This window comes from Streptomyces sp. NPDC058619 (assembly GCF_042717785.1).
Classification (GTDB): Bacteria; Actinomycetota; Actinomycetes; order Streptomycetales; family Streptomycetaceae; genus Streptomyces.
This window is the reverse complement of the sequence record NZ_JBHXQN010000003.1, coordinates 263407-284343: the sequence shown is the minus strand read 5'-3', so window position 1 is coordinate 284343 and position 20937 is coordinate 263407. Positions and strand designations below refer to the sequence as shown.

General features: G+C 74.0%; 22 protein-coding genes. 14 read left to right on the top strand and 8 right to left on the bottom strand.

What is annotated here, in order from left to right:
- Window positions 1-821 precede the first annotated feature (821 nt).
- On the bottom strand, window positions 822-1409 hold the full coding sequence (locus ACFWTC_RS05335; protein ID WP_383932618.1) for an RNA polymerase sigma factor: 588 nt from the start codon (window positions 1407-1409) through the stop codon (window positions 822-824).
- 805 nt (window positions 1410-2214) lie between these two features.
- Here ACFWTC_RS05335 and ACFWTC_RS05330 point away from each other — a divergent pair.
- Window positions 2215-2571 (top strand): STAS domain-containing protein, encoded by a 357-nt coding sequence (locus ACFWTC_RS05330; RefSeq protein ID WP_383932620.1) that lies wholly within the window; start codon window positions 2215-2217, stop codon window positions 2569-2571.
- 117 nt (window positions 2572-2688) lie between these two features.
- Here ACFWTC_RS05330 and ACFWTC_RS05325 read toward each other — a convergent pair whose 3' ends face one another.
- Complete coding sequence (locus tag ACFWTC_RS05325) at window positions 2689-2964, bottom strand: isoamylase early set domain-containing protein (RefSeq protein ID WP_383919555.1); 276 nt, start codon at window positions 2962-2964, stop codon at window positions 2689-2691.
- A gap of 468 nt (window positions 2965-3432) precedes the next feature.
- On the opposite strand from ACFWTC_RS05325, the gene ACFWTC_RS05320 reads away from it, so the two are divergent.
- The 4 genes from ACFWTC_RS05320 (at window position 3433) to nadE (ending at window position 6949) form a co-directional block, all read left to right on the top strand.
- Window positions 3433-4287, top strand: coding sequence for a class I SAM-dependent methyltransferase (locus ACFWTC_RS05320; RefSeq protein ID WP_383919553.1), 855 nt, complete (start codon window positions 3433-3435; stop codon window positions 4285-4287).
- Window positions 4288-4432: 145 nt separating this feature from the next.
- Entirely contained in the window at window positions 4433-4828 is a 396-nt protein-coding gene (locus tag ACFWTC_RS05315; RefSeq protein WP_267723634.1) for a hypothetical protein, read from the top strand.
- A 151-nt stretch (window positions 4829-4979) separates the two neighbouring features.
- Window positions 4980-5933, top strand: coding sequence for a hypothetical protein (locus tag ACFWTC_RS05310; RefSeq protein WP_383919550.1), 954 nt, complete (start codon window positions 4980-4982; stop codon window positions 5931-5933).
- Between the two features lie 185 nt (window positions 5934-6118).
- The gene (gene nadE, locus ACFWTC_RS05305; RefSeq protein WP_383919547.1) at window positions 6119-6949 is read left to right on the top strand and encodes an ammonia-dependent NAD(+) synthetase; all 831 of its coding nucleotides are present in this window, start codon (window positions 6119-6121) and stop codon (window positions 6947-6949) included.
- 39 nt (window positions 6950-6988) lie between these two features.
- On the opposite strand, the gene ACFWTC_RS05300 is transcribed toward nadE, so the two are convergent.
- Window positions 6989-7204 (bottom strand): hypothetical protein, encoded by a 216-nt coding sequence (locus tag ACFWTC_RS05300; RefSeq protein ID WP_383919544.1) that lies wholly within the window; start codon window positions 7202-7204, stop codon window positions 6989-6991.
- 232 nt (window positions 7205-7436) lie between these two features.
- Here ACFWTC_RS05300 and ACFWTC_RS05295 point away from each other — a divergent pair, with 232 nt between their 5' ends.
- Window positions 7437-8141 (top strand): DsbA family protein, encoded by a 705-nt coding sequence (locus ACFWTC_RS05295; RefSeq protein WP_383919541.1) that lies wholly within the window; start codon window positions 7437-7439, stop codon window positions 8139-8141.
- Window positions 8142-8233: 92 nt separating this feature from the next.
- Here the strand turns inward: ACFWTC_RS05295 and ACFWTC_RS05290 are convergent, their stop codons facing one another.
- Together ACFWTC_RS05290 and ACFWTC_RS05285 are read right to left on the bottom strand one after the other, a co-directional pair.
- Window positions 8234-8764, bottom strand: a complete 531-nt coding sequence (locus ACFWTC_RS05290; RefSeq protein ID WP_384026174.1) for a DoxX family membrane protein — start codon at window positions 8762-8764, stop codon at window positions 8234-8236.
- Between the two features lie 360 nt (window positions 8765-9124).
- Entirely contained in the window at window positions 9125-9751 is a 627-nt protein-coding gene (locus ACFWTC_RS05285; RefSeq protein ID WP_383919536.1) for a hypothetical protein, read from the bottom strand.
- 136 nt (window positions 9752-9887) lie between these two features.
- Here ACFWTC_RS05285 and ACFWTC_RS05280 point away from each other — a divergent pair, with 136 nt between their 5' ends.
- The 7 genes from ACFWTC_RS05280 (at window position 9888) to ACFWTC_RS05250 (ending at window position 16762) form a co-directional block, all read left to right on the top strand.
- Complete coding sequence (locus ACFWTC_RS05280; protein WP_383919533.1) at window positions 9888-10565, top strand: response regulator transcription factor; 678 nt, start codon at window positions 9888-9890, stop codon at window positions 10563-10565.
- A gap of 88 nt (window positions 10566-10653) precedes the next feature.
- Window positions 10654-12108 carry a sensor histidine kinase gene (locus tag ACFWTC_RS05275; protein WP_384026177.1) on the top strand — a complete coding sequence of 485 codons (1455 nt, stop codon included), beginning with the start codon at window positions 10654-10656 and terminating at the stop codon, window positions 12106-12108.
- 353 nt (window positions 12109-12461) lie between these two features.
- A complete protein-coding gene (locus tag ACFWTC_RS05270) occupies window positions 12462-13988 on the top strand; it encodes an ATP-binding protein (RefSeq protein ID WP_383919527.1) in 1527 nt (508 codons plus the stop codon).
- A gap of 6 nt (window positions 13989-13994) precedes the next feature.
- A complete protein-coding gene (locus tag ACFWTC_RS05265; protein ID WP_383919524.1) occupies window positions 13995-14399 on the top strand; it encodes a roadblock/LC7 domain-containing protein in 405 nt (134 codons plus the stop codon).
- On the top strand, window positions 14396-14755 hold the full coding sequence (locus ACFWTC_RS05260; RefSeq protein ID WP_383919521.1) for a DUF742 domain-containing protein: 360 nt from the start codon (window positions 14396-14398) through the stop codon (window positions 14753-14755). The genes ACFWTC_RS05265 and ACFWTC_RS05260 overlap by 4 nt, the downstream gene beginning before the upstream one ends.
- The gene (locus tag ACFWTC_RS05255; protein WP_383919518.1) at window positions 14736-15356 is read left to right on the top strand and encodes an ATP/GTP-binding protein; all 621 of its coding nucleotides are present in this window, start codon (window positions 14736-14738) and stop codon (window positions 15354-15356) included. Before ACFWTC_RS05260 ends, ACFWTC_RS05255 begins: the two co-directional genes overlap by 20 nt.
- Entirely contained in the window at window positions 15353-16762 is a 1410-nt protein-coding gene (locus ACFWTC_RS05250; RefSeq protein ID WP_383919515.1) for a cytochrome P450, read from the top strand. Before ACFWTC_RS05255 ends, ACFWTC_RS05250 begins: the two co-directional genes overlap by 4 nt.
- 72 nt (window positions 16763-16834) lie before the next feature.
- Here ACFWTC_RS05250 and ACFWTC_RS05245 read toward each other — a convergent pair whose 3' ends face one another.
- The 3 genes from ACFWTC_RS05245 to ACFWTC_RS05235 all read right to left on the bottom strand — a co-directional run bounded on the left by ACFWTC_RS05245 (window position 16835) and on the right by ACFWTC_RS05235 (window position 19625).
- Complete coding sequence (locus ACFWTC_RS05245; RefSeq protein ID WP_384074053.1) at window positions 16835-17872, bottom strand: hypothetical protein; 1038 nt, start codon at window positions 17870-17872, stop codon at window positions 16835-16837.
- A gap of 69 nt (window positions 17873-17941) precedes the next feature.
- Entirely contained in the window at window positions 17942-18805 is an 864-nt protein-coding gene (locus ACFWTC_RS05240; protein ID WP_383919509.1) for an SAM-dependent methyltransferase, read from the bottom strand.
- Between the two features lie 286 nt (window positions 18806-19091).
- Window positions 19092-19625, bottom strand: coding sequence for a hypothetical protein (locus ACFWTC_RS05235; RefSeq protein WP_383919506.1), 534 nt, complete (start codon window positions 19623-19625; stop codon window positions 19092-19094).
- 184 nt (window positions 19626-19809) lie between these two features.
- Here ACFWTC_RS05235 and ACFWTC_RS05230 point away from each other — a divergent pair, with 184 nt between their 5' ends.
- Window positions 19810-20925 (top strand): LamG-like jellyroll fold domain-containing protein, encoded by a 1116-nt coding sequence (locus ACFWTC_RS05230; protein ID WP_384026183.1) that lies wholly within the window; start codon window positions 19810-19812, stop codon window positions 20923-20925.
- The last annotated feature ends 12 nt before the right edge of the window (window positions 20926-20937 follow it).

The following is a 20937-nucleotide window of genomic DNA, read 5'->3' as shown; positions in this document are numbered from 1 at the left end:
CGCGCGCGGGAGCCGCGCCTGGTGGGCGACGGCGATCGCGACCTGGGGTGCGGGGAGGAAGACCTCCCCCAGGTCCGGGTCGCCCGTCCAGGTACGCGCCGTGGTGGCCAGGCGCAGCCGCGGGGGCAGTCGGTAGCCGGTCCGCCGGGAGCCGTCCGGCCCGGTGGTGAGGGAGGTCAGGTCCTGCGTGGTGATGGGCGGGGTGGCCCAGATGACCGAGGCGGCGAGCGCCTCCTCCAGGTCGTGCGGTACGGGTGGCAGGTCGGGCAGGCCGTCGTCCTCGGGCAGCTCCCGGGACTGCTCGTGCCAGTGGCGTGCCGTGGCGACCTCGGCGCGCGCCAGGTGGTGGAGGTACAGACATCGGGCCGCCGTGCGGGACCCGGCCCCGGCCGCGTACTGGAACCAGAACTGCGCGCCCTCCCCCTTCCCGGCCAGGTGCAGCAGCCCGGCGAACAGCAGCGTCGATTCGGCGCTGTGCGGCCAGGACGCGGCGTCGAGCGCGAGGGCGGCGTAGGACCTGCTCTCCACCAGCGCCCGGGCCGTCTCGTCCAGGAGCCGGGCGGCCCGTACGTGGCAGGCGGCGTCCAGCACCAGGTGCCCGCCCTGCGCGGGCGTGGCCGGTTCCGGGCCGCCGGCCCCGCACGCGCTCCCCGGCCCGGCGCCGGCCTCCGGGCGGGTGCGGTGGGCCACGACGCGGCGGGCGATACGGCGCCGGGCCGCGTACTCGTCGTATCCGGCGTACTCCTCCACCAGCACCGCCGCGTCCTCCAGGGCGGCGTCCAGTGCGCACAGCGGCATGTCTCGGTCACGTGGCATGTCGCTCACCGGTCCTTCTCCTCTCCGGGGATCCAGTCCACCCCGAGCTCGCGGGACAGGGTTCGGCGTGCGCCGCGGATGTGCGAGCGGACCGTGGCGGGCGAGATCCCCATCATGCGGCCGACCGTGTCGGAGTCGTTGCCGAGGACGAAGGACAGCAGCACCACGTCGTACTGCTTCTCGGAGGGCAGCTCCGCGATCGCCGCGTACAGGCCGAGCTCGGACTCCAACAGCTCCAGCCGGTCGCGGGAGGTGCGGCGCAGCGCGGCGAACCAGGCCGTCTCCACCAGCGCGGCCGCGCGTCCCAGGACCGTCAGGCGCCGCTCGACGTGCTCCCGCAGCGCGGCCCAGGCGAAGGCGTGGAGGCTCGCTTCGCGCAGCGCGTGCGGCCACACCTCCAGCAGGAAGGCGAAGACGTCGTCGACGGTGTCCTCGGCGTCCTGCGCGTTGCCCAGGTTCAGGTGGGCGTAGCGCAGGTAGGCGCGGTGCTGCTGGGAGTGGAAGGCGGTGAAGTCCACGGGCAGCACGCCCGCGAGTTCGCTGGAGACTGCCCGGTACCCCGCTCCCGACGGGTCGGACTCACCCTCGCCCATGCGGTCCCCCGCTCCGGCTCGTCCCGCCTCCGGGGGCGGGGGGTGCGTCGTGGGCGCGGAGCGTGGCGGCGGCTATCGGCGCGCGGGCGGCGATCTCGGCAGGATGCATGTCGGCGTACCCCTTCAGGTGGCGTGACACCAGCCAATCGGAGAACGCGGCCGATCGTGCAGACCCGTCCCGGGATGAACCCGGGAGGAGGGCGCGCCGGCTTCCGTACGCGCCCCCGCCGTACCCGGACGCGCCCCGCCCGCCCGCAGCACGTTGCCGACGCCCCGGAGGGCGGGCCGGCGGACGCTGCGGCGCAGCCACGGGAACACGACGCGGCCGTTCACCAGGGCCGGGACCCCGGCCACGGCGAGAGCGAGCGCCACCGCCAGGGTGACGGCCTGGGCGTACGGAGCCGTGCGACTCCTCGGCCGCCTATGGACGGACGTGCCGGCACCCGGCACGGGCCCATGGTGCCAACCCGGGGCCGGTGGGGCCCGGTGCCCGGCCGGCCTCTCCGGACCCGCGGCGGCCCGCCCGGCCGGGTGGGCCGCATGCGGCGCCCCACCCGGCCAACCCTCCTGGCCGTTCGAGAAACATCACCGGGCCGGCGTGCAATGTCTGCCATGGCTGAGGTAGATTTCCAGAGGTTCCACGATGAGGTAATCGGCACCGAGCCACCGTCTCGTTCCGCTGGACCGCCCCACCGCCCGGGGACGCCGGGACCGCCACGACCAGCGGCACCCGCCGCGCCCCGGGGCGACGACCGCAACAGCGGGCTGCCGCGGTGCGCGCCCGTCGACCAAGGAGTGATCCCGCATGACCGAACGCCCTGCCTCGCAGGCCGGCGGGGAGGACATCGCCGTGGATGTCCTGGACCACGCCGTGGTGGTACGGCCCGTCGGCGAGATGGACCTCGACTCGGTCCCCTTCCTGGGCCGCGCCCTCACCGCCGCCGTGGCACACGCGTCCGCGTCGAGGGGCGTCGTGGTCGACTGCTCCCGCCTGGACTTCTGTGACTCCTCCGCGCTCAACGCCCTGCTCACCGCCCGCCGCACCGCGGTGGAGGCGGGCTCCGTCGTCCGCCTGGAGTCCCCCAACCACCAGCTCCGCAGCCTTCTGGAGATGACCGGCACGGCGGCGCTGTTCCCCCTCGACCCGGAACCGGCCGGCTGACTCGCGCGCCCGCCGGTGGCCGGCCGCCGAAGCGGGCGTGGCCCGGATCCACCGGATCCGGGCCACACCCGCTTCGTCACGCTCCCGGGGGCCCGAGGGCCGGCCGGTGTCGGCGGCTCAGGTGTGGAGGCGGCTGTTGGAACCCTCCCGGTCCCCGGCGCTCTCGTCGTTGAACCAGTAGTCGCCCGCGGCCAGGTACCGGAAGGCGTGGGCGGACTTGCTGGGCAGCGCCACCGTGACGGCGCGCTTGCCGTCCTTGCGGGGCACCAGCGTGTGCGCGCCGGGCTGCCAGCCGTTGAAGTCGCCCACCACGCTCACCGGTCCGGGCGGGGAGTCGGCGGGGAGGACGAAGGTGACCTCGGTGTGGTCCTTGCGCAGCTTGCGTTCCAGCACGTGTCGGCTCCCGCCGGTCGGTAATGGGTACACGGCCCGCAGCGCCGCCCCCCGGGCCCCCGGGCCGTGCGACGGCGCCGAGGAGGCGGGGAGCTGCCCGCTGTGTCCGCCGTCGGGACGGTCGGGGCCGGTCAGCCCGCCCACTCCACACCAGCCCGCGTTCCGTGCGGCCGCCGAAACGCGGGGCGGGCGTCCGCCGCAACCCGTCCGGCGGACCCCGGACGGCGGGCCCCGTGGCCACGGGCCGCGCGACCGCGATGCACGGGGCCGCGGCGCCCGCCCGCGGCCCCCCGGCCGTGGCACCCCGCCTGTCGGGCCGTACGGGCAGCGGTCGTCGCCCGGCCGCCCCGCGGCCATACTGAAAGCGCGGGCACCACGGGTGGTGAACCTGCTCCCACGACCGCGTACGCACCCTGCGCACCCACCGCCCGCACCGGTCCGCCCGGCCCTGGGAAGCGGTGACCGTCCATGAGCGCACACGCCCCGTCCGGCGGAGGAGCCCGCCCGGAGGCCTCCGCCCCCGGCCACTACGGCACGGCGGTGTTCCCGCCCGACCGGGCCGGGGAGGACGAGCGCATCGACCTCGGCGCGCTCGCCTACGACGACGTCACCCTCGCCCGGCTGCGGAGCCTCGGAGCCGGTCCCGGCCGGCGCTGCCTCGAACTGGGAGCGGGCACCGGCAGCGTCGCCCGGCGGCTCCTGCGGGAGGCCGGCGTCGCGAGCGTGCTGGCCGTCGACCGCGACGTCCGCTTCCTCGCCGCCCGCCCCCAGCCGGGACTCGACACCCTGGAGGCGGACATCACCGACCCGGCGTTCGATCCCGGCCGGTTCCACCTGGTCCACGCCCGCTTCGTCCTGATGCACCTGCCCGCGCGGCAGCATCTGATCAACAGCTTCCGCGAGCTGCTCCTGCCCGGCGGGGTGCTCGTCCTCAGCGACGCCATCGACCTCACCAGCGCGACCGCGCCCGCGACCCCGTACACCCGGGCCATGGGGGCCATGTGGCAGGGGCTGCGGAAGACCATCGGCACCGACGTCTCCTGGACGCCCCGGTACCCGCAGCTGCTGCGCACCGCCGGGCTGGAGGGCGTGGCCGCCGAGATCCACGTCCCGCCCCTGACCCCCGGCAGCCCCATCAGCCGGTTCTGGGCCGGAACCTGGGACCGCGCGAGCGGGGCGATGACCGCGACCGGGCTGGTGGACGACGCCGCGATCGACGCGGCCGTCCGGTACCTGGACTCGCCCGACTGCGCCGACCTGTCACCCGGCATGATCACCGCCTGGGGCCGCCACCCCGGCACGGAAGGCCCCCCGCAGGCCTGACGGCCGGAATCAATGCCCCTGGACTCAGGGACAGTTGCGGGGTCGGTGCGGGCGTGATCCACTTCTCCGCGGTCATGTCCCGGCCCGCTGCGGCCGGGCGTCCCGCCCACCGACATCGTGACAGTTCGACCGAAAGGCAAGACTGATGAAGCTCCGCAGCTCCCTGCGCACCGTCGCGGCCGCCGGCCTGCTCCTCGCCACCCTCGGCGCCGGCGCCGGCTCCGCTTCGGCCGCCGACAAGGACGGCTGGCTCACCAGCGGGGAGTTCGGCCTGTTCTGCTACCAGAACCAGCAGAACTCGGTCCTGGACCTCAACGTCTCGGACAGCAACTTCGCGGACGACTTCTTCAAGGGTTCGCAGAGCTGCGCGTACCAGTTGACGAACGACTGGACGGAGTCCTACTCGAACCGGGACATCTACTCGTGGAACATCCACACGGACTGGAAGGGCGGCGGCTACGGCGCCACGATCGCCGCCGGTGCCCGCGGGAACACGAACGCGACCTTCACCAACTCGATATCGTCCGCCTACTTCAACTAGAGGCGGTCCAGAGCCCGTTCGGGTGCGTTCAGCAAGCCCTCGCAGATCTCGCAGACCTCCCGGTCCGCGCAGGCGCGCCGGCCGCTCCGCCCGCAAGCGCCGGTCGGAGCGGCCGCGCCCGCGTTCCGGCCGTCCCCGCATCGGAGCCCCCATGTTCCCGCCGCGCCCCGCGCCCCTCGTACCGACCGCCTGCGCGGTCGCGCTGACGCTCCTGCTGACCGGGTGTTCCCCGTCGGGCGCCGGCGGCCCCGGACCGGAACCCGCGATCGGGGCGGTCACCGCACTGCTCGAAACCCGTTCCCTCGCCTTCCCGTTGGCCCCGTACGTACCGGACGCGCGCCAACTCGGCATCCTCGACGAGGCGCAGGACGTACTCGTCGACCAGTGCATGCGGCGCTACGGCTTCCGCTACCAGCTCCGGCGGAAGGCCTCGTCGGCGGACGAGCCCGGCGAGAGCCGGCGCTACGGCCTCTCCGACGCGGCCGAGGCGGCCCGGCTCGGGTACGAGAACCCCCGGATGGCCGGCGCCTCGAAGCCGCCGCAGCAGTCCCTCGGGCCCAACGAGCAACTGGTGCTGCACGGGCTGGAGGTGGACCCGTCCAAGCCCGTGCCGATGAACCAGGAGGAGGCGGAGACCTCCGACGCGGCGACCACGGTCGTCGGCGGGCAGAAGGTCCCGGCGGGGGGCTGCCTGCGCGAGAGCGCCCTGAAGCTGTACGCACCGACCGCGGACACCGTGGACGGCATGGTCCCGCACTCCTTCGGCTTCGACGGGTTCACCCGCTCCCGCAAGGACAGCCGGGTTGTCAAGGTGATCGCGGCGTGGAGCGCGTGCATGGCCGAGCACGGCTACACCGTCGACAACCCGATGGCCCCGCCGCCCGGCATCGACGACGCCGACCTGAGCGGACCGCAGGCGATCGCCACCGCCAGGCAGGACGTGGACTGCAAGCGGCGGACCAACCTGGTCGGCACCTGGTACGCGGTCGAGACCGCCTACCAGAAGCAGTTGATCGAGCGGAACGCCGAGACACTGGACCGGGCGAAGAAGCAGCTCGACGAGCGGATGAGGCTCGCCGCCTCGCTGATAGCGGCCGGCGCCTGAGGACGGCCGCGCCGCAGGCCGGGCGGACGGCGGCGGCGGTCGTCCGGCAGCAGTCGTCCGGCAGCGGTCGTCCCACAGCCGCCGGAGCCGGGGCGGCGGTCGCCGGATCCCGGGTCGGCGGCTTCGACTAGGGTCGACGGGACAGCGCACCACGCACCATCGACGAACGACCACGAGGAGCAGCCGTGAGCCGGCCGGCATCCACCGCCCTGCAGCAGGAGATCGCCCGGGAACTCCAGGTCTCGCAGACCTTCGACGCCGAGCAGGAGATCGAGCGCCGTACGGCCTTCCTGGCCGAGCGCCTGACCTCCACCGGTCTGCGCTCCCTGGTGCTCGGAATCAGCGGCGGTGTGGACTCCACCACCGCCGGACGGCTCTGCCAGCTCGCCGTGGAGCGGGCCCGCGCGGCCGGCCACGACGCGACGTTCTACGCCATGCGGCTGCCCTACGGCGTCCAGGCCGACGAGAAGGACGCCCAGCTCGCCCTCGGGTTCATCGGGGCCGACCGGGTACTGACGGTGGACGTCAAGCCCGCGAGTGACGCCGCCCTGGAGGCCTCCCTGGCCGGCGGCACCGCCTTCCGGGACGCCGGGCACCAGGACTTCGTCCAGGGCAACATCAAGGCCCGGCAGCGGATGATCGCCCAGTACGCGGTGGCCGGCGCGCACGACGGCCTGGTCGTCGGCACCGATCACGCGGCCGAGGCCGTCTCCGGCTTCTTCACGAAGTTCGGCGACGGCGCGGCCGACCTGGTCCCGCTGACGGGACTGACCAAGCGCCGGGTACGCGCCGTCGCCGACGCGCTGGGCGCACCCGCGGAGCTGGTGTGGAAGGTCCCCACCGCGGACCTGGAGACCCTCGCCCCGGGCAAGGCCGACGAGGACGCCCTCGGTGTCACGTACGACGACATCGACGACTTCCTGGAGGGCAAGCCGATCGCCGAGCAGGCCTTCGAGACGATCGTCCGCCGCTACCGCCTCACCGAGCACAAGCGTCAGCTGCCGATCGCCCCGTGACGACCACGGCCCGGTGACGGGAACGGGGGCGGGCCCTGCCTACCCCCGCTCCCAGTAGGAGCACGAGACCCGGGCGTGGTCGGCGTTGCCCGGGCTCGGGCACGTAACGAGCTCGGTCTCGCGCGTGGAGCCCCGCTCCCACCGGGCCGGCGGCGTCGCGCTGCCCGCCGGTTCGTTCAGGTACAGCGTGAACGCGCCGCCCGCCAGGGCGAGCGCCGCCCAGCCCGCCACCACCCATCGCCACCGCCGCGACATCGTCTTCCCCCGTCGAAACGATCGCCCGTTCCGGCACGGGCACTGCCGGATGATCGCACGCATCCGGGGGGCGCGCGGCGGGTCCGTCGTCCGCGGCCGGATTTCGACGCCGCACGCCGGAGTCGGCCGCCGCAGGGGCGAGCGGCGCGGGGAGGCGGTGAAAAACCCGGTGCGCGCAGCGACAGCCGACCGCGTAGCCTCTCCCCCTGTTGATCCAGGGGAGGGATCATCCATGCAGGTCAGATCCAGACGCGGCTTCCTGGCCGCCGCCGCGGCCATCACGGTGGCGTCGGCCGTCAGCGCGTGCGGCGAACCGGAGGCCGACGACGGCCCGCTCGCCGTGGCGGCGGGCGGCAGCCGCCCGCCCGCGGCTCCGGAGTCGCTGGCCGCCGACGGCACCACCATCGTGCTCGGCGACCCGGGCGCATCCCTCGTCGTGCGGCTGTACGAGGACCCGAGCTGCCCGGCCTGCGCCGAGTTCGAGACGGAGGGCTCCGGGCCCTACCTGAAGCGCGCGGTCCGCAACGGCGGGCTGCAGCTCCAGTTCACCCTGGGTTCCTTCCTGGGCCCCGGGTCGAAGCTCGCCGTCAACGCGCTGCGCGCCGCCTTGGACCAGGGCAGGTTCGACGCGTACCACCACCGGCTCTACCGCTACCACGACAAGGTGCGCGGGCCCGGTGGGATCACGCAGGAGGGACTGCTCACCCTGGCCGGCATGGTCGACGGCCTGCGCGGCCCGGCCTTCGAGGCGGCGGTACGGGACACGGCGCACCGGCGGTTCGTCGAAGCCTCCGCCGCGGCGCTCGAAGACTCCCCCGTACGGGGCACTCCGGCCATGGAGATCAACGGGGTGCTGGTTCCGACCGGGTCCGACCTCTACACCGACCCCGACCGCCTCGCCCGGCACCTGAAGAGGGAGTCCGGGACCACGGCCTGAATCGGGCGGGCCCACGGCGCTGTCGGCCCCACCGCGTAGGCCCCCCGGACGGCCGGACCCGGTTCGCCCCGTACAGCCCGGACCCGCGGCGGTCAGTCCTCGGGCGCGGAGTCCGCCGGCGCCGCGGACTGTGCGCGCTTGGTGACCACCGCGGCAGCCGCCAGCGCGCTGCCGGCGAAGGCCAGGGCGAGCATCCAGGACTGGTCGAAGGTGTGGCCGGTGGCGTGGTCGAGGGAGTACCTGCCCGCGCCGGCGAGGCCGATGGCGGCCGCGGTGAACCCGAGGAAGGCGGGGTACTCGAACCCGCCGCCCTGGGCGAAGAACCCGCCGGGAGCGTGCACGGCCACCCCTCCCGCCATGGCTCCCGCCGCCGCGGCGCCGGCGGCCGGGGTGGCCAGGCCGAGCACGAGCAGCGCCCCGCCGCCGGCCTCCCCGAGGCCCGCGGCGACGGCGCTGTGCCGCCCGGGGGTGAAGCCCATGTGCTCCATCGCGGCCGCGGTCTTCTCCAGGCCGCCGCCGCCGAACCACCCGAACAGCTTCTGCGTCCCGTGTGCCATCAGGACGGCCCCGGTCCCGGCCCGCAGCGCCAGCAGTGCGAGGTCACGTCGGTTGATGCAGCTCATCGGGGTCTCCCTGGGGTTGGCCGGACACGAAGCGACTCCCCCATCCGTATCCACTGAGGGCGCCGCGGACCCCGAACCCGCCCCGGATCCGCCGAACGGCGCCCCCGGGCGGGTCCGTACCGAGGGGTGCGGGGCGGCCGCATGGCACGCCCGGGACGGTCCCGCCGAACGCGCCGCCACCTCGGGCGCCGTGTCGGCGAGCACCGTGTCAGGGGGCGCCGAGCACGCCCGTGAGCACCAGCACGCCCATCACGGTCATCGTGGCGCCCACGATCAAGGGCATCACCCGGGCGAAGACGGGGTGCGCCGCATATGTCTCCGGAACCCGGGTTGAATCCCGCCCGACGCCACCGCCCGGCGCTACCGCCCGGAGATCACGGTGTTGCCGGTGACCGTGCCGTCCGTACCGGACACGGTCACGGCATGCCGGACGCCGTCGGGTCCGAGGACCACCGCCGCCCACGCGCTGCCGCCGCCCTCCTGGCCGACCACCCGCAGGCTCTCCACCTTTCCGCCGCCGACCGCTCCCGCCGCCTTCCCGGCCGCCTCCGCGATCCCCAGCGACGGCAGCGGCGCCGGCGCCCCCTTCGGCGGCGCCGGTCGCAAGCCGCCGTCGCCGGACCCGTCGCGCGGCGCCGGTACCCCCGGCTCCGTCCGCTCGCGCCGCTCGCCCGCGCGGTGCTCCCCCGGGCCCGGGCCGCCGCGCCGGTCGCCGCCCTCGTAGGAGATCCGGAACTCGCGCGCGCCGACGGGGCGCCGGTCGGAGTGCCGGTCGGCCACGGCCACCGCCGCGACCGCGACGCCGCCGGCGACGAGCACCACTGCGGCCCCGAGCGCCGCCCAGCGGGCACCCCTGCGCCGGGGCACCAGACGGACCAGCCCCTTCCGGCCCCGGAAACCGGCTCCGGGAGCATGCTCGGGGGCGGGCACGGGCGTGGGCTCGGGGGCACGTTCGGGCTGCTGCGACGGCGGGACGGACTCAGACATACCTGTGACTCCTCAGGACACCCGGGCACCGCGCCCGGTTCGTGCAGAGCGTGCGGAGCGCACCCTGAAGCCCACCTGAAGCCGCCTGAAGACCCCTTCAGCAAACGCGCGGCCCGGGCCTGAGACCCTGTTCGGCATGCGCGTACTGGTGGTGGAGGACGAACGGCGGCTGGCCGTGGCACTGCAGCGGGGCCTCCAGTCGGAGGGCTTCACCGTCGACGTGGCGTTCGACGGACCGCAGGGGCTGTGGATGGCCACCGAGCACGCCTACGACCTGATCGTCCTCGACATCATGCTGCCCGGCCTGAACGGCTACCGGGTCTGTGCCCGCCTGCGCGCGGCGGGCATCGAGTCGGGGATCCTGATGCTCACGGCGAAGGACGGGGAGTACGACGAGGCGGAGGCCCTGGACACCGGCGCCGACGACTTCCTCTCCAAGCCGTTCTCGTACCTCGTCCTAGTCGCCCGCCTCCGCGCGCTCGGCCGCCGCACGGGGCGACGGAGCCCGCAGGTCCTGGAGTTCGGCGACCTCGCGCTCGATCCGGCCCGGCACGTCTGCTCCCGCGCCGGTACGGAGATCAGGCTGACGGCACGGGAGTTCGCCGTCCTGGAGTACCTGGCGCGGCGGCCGGGCGAGGTGGTGCCCAAGCGGGAGATCCTGGAGCAGGTGTGGGACAGCGCCTTCGACGGCGACCCCAATGTCGTGGAGGTCCACGTCAGCGCGGTCCGCCGCAAGATAGACGCCCCGTTCGGCCGGTGCGCCCTGGAGACCGTGCGCGGCGCCGGGTACCGGCTGGCGGCCGACGGTGGCTGACCCCGCGGCCGGCCCTGCTCCCCGCGCCCCGCGCCCGGGGCTCCGTCTCCTCGGCCTTCGCGTCCCGGGGCTCCGCGCGCCGCGCCGCGTGCTCCGGTGGCTGTCGCGGCAGCGCTGGTGGCCGGCCACGGTCCGGGCACGGGCCACCATCGGTGCCACCGCCGTGGTCGCCACGGCGCTGGCCCTGGCGTCGTTCGCCCTGGTCGGACTGCTCGAACGGGACCTGCTGCGCAACGCGGAGAACGACGCGCGGCGCCAGGCCGAGTCGGTCGCCGGGCTCGCGGCACGCGGCAACCTCGGGAGGGTCCGGGCCCTCTCCCCCGGCGTCGAGTTCTTCCAGGTGGTGTCCGCCGACGGCCGCGTCCTGCTGTCCAGCCCCAACATGCTCGGGGCTCCCCCGCTCGCCACCTCCGGAACGGCCCGCCCGGGCACCCGCCTGCGCACGAGGAACGTCTTCCCGCTCGCGGACGGGCACCGCCAACGCGTGGCCCAGGTCGTCGTCGACACGCCCGACGGCGTCGTCATGGTCTATGCGGGAGCCTCGCTGCGCGACGTCGACGCCGCCGACGACACGACCACCGCCGCGCTGGCGCTCGGGCTGCCGCTGCTCCTCGCCACCGTCGCCCTCGTCACCTGGCGGGTCACCGGCCGGGCGCTGCGTCCGGTCGAGGAGATCCGCGCGGAGGTCGCCGCGATCTCGGACCGGGACCTGAGCCGGCGGGTTCCGGTGCCGGACACGCGCGATGAAGTCGCCCGCCTGGCCGAGACGATGAACGCCACGCTGGACCGGCTGGAGGCGTCCGGGGTCCGGCAGCGGCGGTTCATCGCCGACGCGTCCCACGAGCTGCGCAGCCCCGTCACCGTGCTGCGGACCCAGTTGGAGGTGGCACTCGCCGTCCGGGACCCGGAGCTGTGGCCCGAGCTGATCGGCGGCGCGCTGCAGGACGTCGAGCGGCTCCAGCACCTCGCGGCCGATCTCCTGCTCCTGGCCCGGATCGACGCCGCCCAGCCCGTACCGGCCGTCCCCCTGGACCTGACCGCCCTGGTCCGGGACACCGTGGCGGCCCGGGTCGGCGACCGGGTCGGGGTCCGCGCGGACCTCGCTCCCGGGGTGCGGGTGGCCGGCCACGAACCGTGGCTGATCCGGATCGTCACCAACCTGCTGGACAACGCCCAGCGGTTCGCCGAGGGCCGGGTGGACGTCGTCCTGCGCACGGCAGGCGGGCCGCGGGGACGGACCGCCGTCCTGGAGGTCGTCGACGACGGGCCCGGCATTCCCGCCGCCGAACGGGAGCGGGTCTTCGAGCGGTTCACCCGCCTGGACGACGCGCGGAGCCGCGACGAGGGCGGGGCCGGCCTGGGGCTGGCGATCGTCCGTGACCTGGCGGCCCACCACGGCGGGTCGGTGACCGCCGAACCGGCGGCCCGGGGCGCCCGGCTCGCCGTCCGCCTCCCGGCGCACGACCATCTCCCGACGCACGACCCCCTCCCGGCGCACGGCCGCACCGGGCCGCCCGACGGCCGCGACCACCCGGCACCGTGACCCGGCAGCGGCCCGCGGCACGGCTCCCCGGGCCGAATGGGGCCGGTATGCACAAGCGGTGCGCGTGCGCACCACCCCGGGCTCGTCGGCGCAGCCGACTTGCGGCCGGAATTGCTCGGAAATCACGTTCGAACCGACTTCTCGTGTTCGAATGAAATAACTCGGACCACGGGTTTCTTCGCCCTCACCGAAGCCTGCGGGGCGGCCGCGAATCATCCGCGTGTCGACAATGGCCCGTATTCGATCCTCCGGTCCGATGAACTCCAACGAAAGTCCGGAAAACGCGAGTTGGACGCCGTTATGCTCGCCCACCGGTCATAGGAATCCCCTCTTTCGATGGTTCGAGGAACTTGATGGCGCAAGAAAACTTCCGACGCAAAGCCGCCCGCTCGGAGACAGGGATAAGCCGGCTCCTGCCCACGATCGCTGCCGTGGCCGTCGCCTCCCTCGCCGGAGCCCTCATCACCTCCTCGGGCCCCTCCCGGACCGCCTGGGTCGCCATCGGGACCGCCTGTACCGTCGTGGCCCTCTGCGAGGCGCTGCGCCGCGGCCGGGCGATGGAGGCGCAGCGCGACCAGGTCGCCGCCCTCCACCACGCGCTGTCCCGGCAGGAAGCCGAGACCGTGCACCTCTCCGAGGTCGTACTGATGGAGGCCATCGAGCGGCTGCGCAAGGGCGAGTTCCCCGAAGAGGTGCTGAACTCCCTCGGCGGGCGCGGCGGATACGGCAACCGCTGGGGCAACGATCCCGCTCTGACACCACAGTTCAGAGCGGCCCTGCAGAGCGTGCTCGCCCGGGTCGTCGACGCGGTCGACGCCGAGGAGAACCTGCGCGACTCGGCGCAGCGGGCCTTCGTGAACATCGCCCGCCGGGTGCAGGCGATCGTCCACCAGCAGGCCCAGGAAATGCGGGAGATGGAGGACCGGCACGGCAGCAATCCGGACGTGTTCGGCGACCTGCTGCGCCTGGACCACGGCACCGCCCTCGTCGGGCGGCTCGCCGACTCCATCTCGGTGCTGGGCGGGGCCCGCCCCGGCCGCCAGTGGAGCCGGGCGGTGACCCTGTACAGCGTCCTGCGCGGGGCGATGTCGAGGATCATCGACTACCAGCGGGTGGAACTCCACTCGGTCTCCGAAGTCGCCGTCGTGGGGCCGGTGGTGGAGCCGCTGATCCACGCGCTCGCCGAGTTGCTGGACAACGCCACCCGCTACTCCCCGCCGCACACCCGCGTCCACCTGACGGCCGTCGAGGTCCAGTCCGGCATCGCCGTGGAGATCGAGGACGGCGGGGTGAACATGAGCGAGGAGGCCCGCAAGCGGGCCGAGCAGATGCTCGCCCAGGCCCAGACCGGCATCGACCTCAACGACCTGGGCGAGACGCCTCGGCTCGGCCTCGCGGTGGTCGGCCGCCTGGCGCAGGCGTACGGCTTCCAGGTCGCCCTGCGCTCCTCCGCGTACGGCGGGGTCCGGGCGGTGCTCATCGTGCCGCAGGACCTGATCACCAGCGCCTCGGCCGCGACCGGTCTGGCCCACGGCATCGGCGCCTCCTCCGGTCCGAGGGCCGCGGCCCCCGCGCCGCGGGAGCACCCGGCCGACCGCCCCTCGGTGCGCGCGCCGGCCGCCGGGCCGGTGGGGCCGGCCAGGTCCCGGCCGGCCGTCGAGGAAGAGACCGTGCAGGTCGGCGAGCGCACTGCGGGCGGTCTGCCGCAGCGGCGCCGCAAGGACCGTGCCAACACCCCGGACGCCCCGTACGCCGCGGCGCCGCGCACCGCGCCGGACGCGGCCCCCGGCATGTGGCTGGAGGCCTTCCACAGCGGTTTGTCCGGCCTGCCCGGCCAGGGCGGCGAGGACCCGTCGGGCACAGCGACCAAAGGGACGTAAGCAGTGATGACACAGCGAAGCAGCATGGACTGGATGCTCAAGGACCTGGCCGCCGGAGTGCCGCAGACGCGGCACGTGATCGTGCTGTCCGCGGACGGCCTGTGCGTGGCGCAGTTCGGGGCCGAGACGGACACGGCCGACCGCTTGGCGGCGGCCTGCGCGGGCCTGCAGAGCCTGGCCGGGGCGGTGGCCGCGGAACTGCCCCACTCCAAGGGGCGGATGCGCCTGGTCGTGATCGAGATGGACGGCGGGTTCTTCTACCTCATGGCCGCGGGCGACGGGTCCTACCTGGCCGTCCTGGCCGACGAGGGCGTGGACGCCGGCCTGATGGGGGCGCAGATGCGGGCCCTCGTGAGCCGGATTGGAGAGCACCTGAGCAGCCCGCCCCGACATGACGGGCAGCTCGCGTGAGGCAGCCGCCGCCCAGCTGGGAGGATGCCAGCCCGGAACGGCTCTACGTCATCACCGGCGGCCGCAGCGGGCCGACCAGCGCCACCCGCATCGACCTCGTCACCCTGGTCGTGGCGAAGGCCGCGGCCCTGCCCGGAATGCAGCCGGAGCACGCCGCGATCCTGCGGATGTGCCAGGCGCCGCTGTCGGTGGCCGAGATCTCCGCGTACGCCGGTCTGCCCGTGAGCGCGGTCACCGTGCTGGTCAGCGACCTGCTGACCGACAAGCGGGTGTTCGTCCGCCCGCCGGTGCCCGCCGCCCAACTTCCCGACCTTGCTCTGATCGAGGCAGTGATCGATGGACTACAGAAGCTCTGACGCGCCCGCCGGGCCCCGGAGCGAGGACGTACTCCCGCAGTCGGCGGCCGCCGCCGTCAAGGTCGTCGTCGTGGGCGGCTTCGGCGTCGGCAAGACGACCATGGTCGGTGCGGTCAGCGAGATCAAGCCGCTGACGACCGAGGAGACCATGACCAAGGCGGGCGTCGGCGTCGACGACACGAGCGGCGTGGCGCGCAAGACCACGACGACGGTGGCCATGGACTTCGGCCGCATCAGCATCAACGACGAGCTGGTGCTCTACCTCTTCGGCACGCCCGGCCAGGAGCGCTTCTGGTTCCTGTGGCGCGGCCTCTTCGAGGGCGCCCTCGGCGCGGTCGTGCTCCTCGACACCCGCAGGCTCGAAATCAGCTTCGACGTCATCGGCCGGCTGGAGGAGCGGGGCGTGCCCTTCGTCGTGGCCGTCAACTCCTTCCCCGACGCGCCCGAGCACCCGGTCGAAGAGCTGCGCCAGGCCCTCGACCTCCCCGCGGCGGTCCCGATCCTCGCCTGCGACGCCAGGCGGCGCGACTCGTCCCGCGACGTCCTGCTGACCCTCATGCGCTACCTGCACTCCCAGGCAGCAACCCCGGAGGCAATGTGAGCACCAACCCGATCCCCCCGCCCCAGTGCCCGGCCCACGCCCCGGCGGCCGCGGGCGGCCTGCACCGGCTGCACGGGCCGGAGGCGGAAGCCGACCCGATGGGCCTGTACGAGAAGCTGCGGGCCGAGCACGGGCCGGTGGCCCCCGTCCTGGTCAGCGGGGACCTCCCGGCCTGGCTGGTCCTCGGCCACCGCGAGAACCTGGACGTGGCCCGCAACCCGTCGCGGTTCGCCCGCGACCCGCGGGTCTGGCGCGACCTGAAGGAGGGCCGGGTCCCCGCCCACACCCCGCTGGGTCCCATGGTCACCTGGGTGCCGGTGTGCAACTTCACCGACGGCCCGGTCCACGAGCGGCTGCGCGGGGCGGTCGTGGAATCGCTGCAGCGCTTCGACAAGCGCGGCATCCGCCGCTACGTGACCCGCTTCGCCAACCAGCTCGTCGACCGGATCGCCGCCGACGGGCACGCCGACCTGGTCTCCGCCTTCTCCGACCAGCTCCCGATGCTGGTGATGACCCAGCTCGTCGGAGCGCCCGACGAGCACGGACCCCGCCTCGTCAACGCGGCGCGCGACATGCTGCAGGGGACCGAGACGGCCCTGGAGAGCGACCGGTACGTGACCGCCACCCTCGAGCAGCTCGTAGGCGAGCGGAAGACCAAGCCCGCCCGCGACCTCGCCTCCTGGCTGCTGGAGCACCCCGCGAACCTGAGCGACACCGAAGTGCTCATGCACCTGAGGGTGGTGCTGATCGCCGCGTACGAGACCACCGCCAACCTGATCGCCAACACCCTGCGGACCGTGCTGACCGACCGGCGGTTCCGCGCCAGCCTCTCCGGCGGCCACCTGACCCTGCCCGACGCGCTCGAACAGGTGCTGTGGGACGAACCGCCGATCAACACGATCATCGGGCGCTGGGCCACCGGGGACACCCTGCTCGGCGGACAGCAGGTCAAGGCGGGGGACATGGTCCTGCTGGGCCTGGCCGCGGGCAACACCGACCCGCAGATCCGCCCCGACCCCGACGCGTCCGTCCACGGCAACCGCTCGCACCTCTCCTTCAGCAGCGGGCCGCACGAGTGCCCCGGGCAGGACATCGGCCGCGCCATCGCGGACACCGGCATCGAGGTGCTGCTCGACCGCCTGCCCGACCTCCAGCTCGCCGTCGCCGCGGGCGACCTGCGCTGGCGCGGCACCCTGATGTCCCGTCACCTGCTGGCGCTGCCGGTTCAGTTCGCACCCCGTCCCGTCCAGGACGCGGGCGACTACCCGTACCCGTACCCGGAGCAGCCCTCCGGCCATCCCGCGCACGTCCCGGTCCCGCCGCGGCCCGTGACCGCGCCGGCCCACGTGCCGGCCCAGCACCGGCGCAAGTCGAGCTGGTGGCGGCGCCTCATCGGCCTCGGCTGACCGGCGCCCGGGCCGGCTCCGGCCCGGATCCCGAGGACCCCGGCCGCTGTCGGCCGGGGTCCTCTGCGTTCCTCAGGCGTGCTCCTGGTCCCACCACCGGGCGAGCGCAGGCAGCGGCGGCGGCTCCGTACCGGCGTGGCTGGGCACGTCGGCGTACCGGATCGTGAACCGCGCCCCGGGGACGGGGAGTTCGTGCCGGTTGCGGGGGCTGGCGTACCGGGGGGCCCGGCTCTGCCAGGCGATGCAGCCCGCCACGTAGTGGCCCAGCGCCTCCAGGTGGCGGGCGAGGGGCTCGTCGGCCCCGTCCGCGAGCCGCGCCCGCAGTCTGAGGAACAGCCCGAGCACCCGGTCGCGCAGGGCAACGGCGAGCGGAACCGCCTCGGCCGGCGGGCAACGTTGCTCGTGGGCGATGACGTTGACCAGGTTCACCTCCCGCGGCTCCAGGTGGTCGTCCTTGTCGTACGAGAACAAGTCGTTGTCGGCGCTGACAACGAAGCCCGCCGCGTCGGTGAGCGCCTGCAGGGCCGGCGCGTAGAGCATGTCCGCCGGCAGCCGGACCCGGCCCGCGACGTCGGACCAGGTCAGGGAGAATCGGGTGCCGTTCGCGAGACCTCCCATGGCGACGAAGTCGTTCAGCGAGGGCATCGTCCCGCGCTCGGCCTGCGCCGTCTGCCACGCGGCCCCGAGCAGCCAGTCCCGCGTGCCCTCGACGAACCTGCGGAGCTCGAACGGGCTCAGCACGGTGTGAGTGCGCTGCACCAGGTCCGCCAGGGCGCGGGTCACGGGCCCGTCCGGCAGGACCCCCGCGCCGGGGTTCTCCAGGGTCCGCAGGAGCCGCACACCGTGGTCGGCGACGGCGGCCGTCCGCACCTCGGCGGCTCCCGAGTCCTGCCAGTCGTCAACGGCGTTGGCCCAGTAGTTCCACTCGGTGAAGAGCAGGACCGCCTCGGCGTCGCCCCGGGGGATGATGCGGCAGGAGAAGTCGGCGCTGTGCGTGGCCAGCCCCCAGGCGCGCTCGACCGGGTCGGGGTAGAGGCCGAACGCGTCGAGCCACCCGACGGCCCGGGCCTCGACCTCCTTGGCCTCGGGGTGGATCAGGTCTCGTTCCAAGGGGCAGTAGAACGGCGGTAGTTCCGCGCCGATGCGGGACGGACGTACCGGCTTCCCGCTCTCCACGGCTCAGCCTCCGATCCGGAAGCGCAGCAGGCGCGTCTCCATCGCGTGGTCGCGCCAGATGCGGAAGAGCTTGCTGTGCACGATCGTCGACTCCCCCAGCCGCTCGGCCGTCCAGGTCGACGGAGGGGCACCGGCGCGCAGGCGGTCGAGTTCGGCGGTGTTCCACGCCATGGACTGCACCCAGAACTCCGCCACCCGGTCGGTGACGTCCTCGTCCTGCTCCAGTTCGAAGCCGGCCGCCCGGGCGGCGGCCAGGTACTCCGCGCGCGTCCCCAGGCGCGTGCGGTAGTAGCCGTCGATGAACGCACGCGTCTCGGGACGCACCACGAAGTGCTCCTGGATCCCGAACCACCCGCCGGGCCGGAGCGCCCGGGCGACGACTTCGAAGAGCCGGGCGCGGTCGGTGTAGCCGCTGCTCTCGTTCGCGTAGGCGGCGTCGTACGCGTGCGTCTCGTCCAGGTCGTGCACGTCTCTCAGCACGGGCGTGACGCGGTCGCCGACCCCCGCCTGGGTCGCGAAGCGCGTGACGATCGGGACGTGTTCGGCCGCGATGGTGAGCCCGGTGACGGAGGCGCCGTGTTCCTGTGCCCAGTAGAGGGAGGCGCCGCCGAGGCCGCAGCCGATGTCCAGGAGCCGGCGGGGAGGCTTCTCGTGCGCGCCCCAGGAGCGGGCGGCGTGCTCGACTATCGCCTCCTGCGAGTCGACCATGCGCTGCTTGAGTTCGCCCTGGGCCACGGTGGTGTACGGGTGGGACCCGGCCGCGAACAGTCCCACGTGGAAGTGCACGCGCGGACCCGGACCGTACTTGTGCAGGATGTCCTTGGTCTTGCGGCTGTAGTAGAGCCGCACCTTGTCGTCGTCGCTCACGGACTGACCGCCGCCTAAGGACGATACGAATGGTGAAACGCTCATGTGGTGTCCGCCCCTTCGTGGCGTAGGGCTGCCAGGACGCGCTGCGCCGGCGCACTCCCCGCGCGCCGCCCCGGCACTCTGTTGAAGCACGGATCATCGTGGCACTTCTCCTGCTTCGCGTCAGCCCACCCGGACAGCACAAGTCTCAGGAGACCGCGAAGAAGGCATTCTGTTGACGCTCCGGCGTGCGCCGGAGCGGCCCGGAGGCGCACAGTCGTCCCGGTACCCGCGTCGCGGCCGGTCAGCCGCCCGGTGTCCGGCGCGCCAGCGGGGTGCCGCAACGGCTGCAGAAGCGTGCGTCGGCTTCGATCGCGTGGCGGTGGCACTGTCCGCAGACGAGGTGCAGGCCGCACGGGGCGGCCTCGTCGGGCCGGGGACGGCGGCCGATGCCCATCCCGGCGCGGCGCCGGTGGGCGGTGAGGAAGACCAGCCCGTCCGGACCGGCCGCGAGCCCCCGGGGAGCGCCGCGCGGCAGGACGGCGACGGACCCGGGGCGCACCTCGCGCCCGGCGCCGGCCAGGGTGAGGCGGCCGGCGCCCGCGACGACGACGAGCAGGACGTCGAGGTGGTCCTCGGTGTGGGGGGCGACTTCGGCGCCGGCGGGCAGCCGGACCACGTTGGCGTCGAGCTGACGGTCGCCGTCCCGCAGCCGCCACAGCGCGCCGCCCTGCTCGGCGGCGGCGTGCGCGACGAGCTCGCCGAGGTCGGCCCCTGCGGCGTCCGGTGCGGCGATCTCCGCGTCGGGCCCGGTTCCCGGGCCGTTCCTCGTCGCCACGTCGCATCCCCCAGCCGTGCCGGGGTGCACGTCACCAGGGCGGTCCGCGTCCGGCATATGTACACGGTAGGGGCACGGACGCGGCGGGTCAGGTCAACGGCGACGTCGGCCGGTGCGGTGTCGATTCCGTCTCGTGACGTACCGTCCGGTGGCGACCCGACGGTCATGTTTTACGATCCGTCCCATGACAGACGGTACGGATCGCTCGAACACTCCCCAGCAGGACCCCGCCGCGGGGCAGGGTGGCTACGGATATCCCCAGGGGACGCCCGGCGGTTACGGTTTCCCGCAGCCCGGGCAGCCCAATCCGTACCAGCAGCCGCTGCCCCAGCCCCGGCTTGCCGCAGGGCCGCCGCAGTACCCCCAGGCGCCGGGGTCCCAGCCGTCTCCGGCCGCGTTCACGCCCTCGCCCCAGCCCGACTGGCAGGCGTTGGCAGACCGTTCGGAGTCGCAGAAGCGCACGCGCAAGCGGATCTGGATGGCTGTCATCGGCGTGGCGGCCTGCGGACTCGGCGTGGGCGCCGGGTTCTTCGTTCTGGACAGGAGCGACAAGGGCGGAAGCGGTCCGGGGCCCGGCACCTCGCAGGCGGCGCCCACCGCCTCAGGCCAGGGCTCCTCGGACGCCAACGCGCCCACTGTCCCCGGAGAACCGAACCTGCTGCGCGACCGATCCGGCCAGGTGAACATCGCGCTCAGCCCCGACGCCGTCCTCGGCACGGTGGACAACGGCAATGTGCTGCGCCTGCGCAGCAACGGCAACTCCTACGCCCAGGCCGCCGAGCAGGTCGTCGACGCGTCCAAGAGCTTCACCGTCTCCGCCTGGGTCTACAACGAGGCTGACGGCGGCTCGCGGTTCGCCATAAGCCAGGGTGACGGCACCTCGTACTCCTTCGAATTGGGCCGCGAGGACAGCAACGGCAAGAAGACGTGGGTGTTCCGGATGCAGACCGACGAGAAGGGGGCGGCGTCCACCGCCGTGGGAGCCGCCTCCGACGGCTTCAACACGGTGCGCACCTGGGCCCTGCTGACCGGCGTGTACGACTCCCAGGCCAAGGCGCTGACGCTGTACGTCGACGGCAAGGAGGCGGGCCGCGCCCCGGTGGCCACGGCCTGGGCGGGCCAGGGTCCGCTCCAGTTGGGCCGCTCCCGCCACCACGGGATCTGGAGCGGACCGTGGGCCGGGGTCATCGGCCACGTGCTGGTGTGGGACAAGCCGCTGACCGCGGATCAGGTGCTCGCGCTGAAGGGCGGAAAGCTGGACAAGGAGATCAAGCCCACTGGTTCCTGGCTCGTCGGTTAATCCCTCTCCGAG

What these genes read in the sequence shown, in the direction of transcription:
- ACFWTC_RS05335 (WP_383932618.1), bottom strand. Translation starts at nt 1,409, where the DNA reads ATGGGCGAGGGTGAGTCCGACCCGTCGGGAGCGGGGTACCGGGCAGTC.
- ACFWTC_RS05330 (WP_383932620.1), top strand. Translation starts at nt 2,215, where the DNA reads ATGACCGAACGCCCTGCCTCGCAGGCCGGCGGGGAGGACATCGCCGTG.
- ACFWTC_RS05320 (WP_383919553.1), top strand. Translation starts at nt 3,433, where the DNA reads ATGAGCGCACACGCCCCGTCCGGCGGAGGAGCCCGCCCGGAGGCCTCC.
- ACFWTC_RS05315 (WP_267723634.1), top strand. Translation starts at nt 4,433, where the DNA reads ATGAAGCTCCGCAGCTCCCTGCGCACCGTCGCGGCCGCCGGCCTGCTC.
- ACFWTC_RS05310 (WP_383919550.1), top strand. Translation starts at nt 4,980, where the DNA reads ATGTTCCCGCCGCGCCCCGCGCCCCTCGTACCGACCGCCTGCGCGGTC.
- ACFWTC_RS05300 (WP_383919544.1), bottom strand. Translation starts at nt 7,204, where the DNA reads ATGTCGCGGCGGTGGCGATGGGTGGTGGCGGGCTGGGCGGCGCTCGCC.
- ACFWTC_RS05295 (WP_383919541.1), top strand. Translation starts at nt 7,437, where the DNA reads ATGCAGGTCAGATCCAGACGCGGCTTCCTGGCCGCCGCCGCGGCCATC.
- ACFWTC_RS05290 (WP_384026174.1), bottom strand. Translation starts at nt 8,764, where the DNA reads ATGAGCTGCATCAACCGACGTGACCTCGCACTGCTGGCGCTGCGGGCC.
- ACFWTC_RS05285 (WP_383919536.1), bottom strand. Translation starts at nt 9,751, where the DNA reads ATGTCTGAGTCCGTCCCGCCGTCGCAGCAGCCCGAACGTGCCCCCGAG.
- ACFWTC_RS05280 (WP_383919533.1), top strand. Translation starts at nt 9,888, where the DNA reads ATGCGCGTACTGGTGGTGGAGGACGAACGGCGGCTGGCCGTGGCACTG.
- ACFWTC_RS05270 (WP_383919527.1), top strand. Translation starts at nt 12,462, where the DNA reads ATGGCGCAAGAAAACTTCCGACGCAAAGCCGCCCGCTCGGAGACAGGG.
- ACFWTC_RS05265 (WP_383919524.1), top strand. Translation starts at nt 13,995, where the DNA reads ATGACACAGCGAAGCAGCATGGACTGGATGCTCAAGGACCTGGCCGCC.
- ACFWTC_RS05255 (WP_383919518.1), top strand. Translation starts at nt 14,736, where the DNA reads ATGGACTACAGAAGCTCTGACGCGCCCGCCGGGCCCCGGAGCGAGGAC.
- ACFWTC_RS05230 (WP_384026183.1), top strand. Translation starts at nt 19,810, where the DNA reads ATGACAGACGGTACGGATCGCTCGAACACTCCCCAGCAGGACCCCGCC.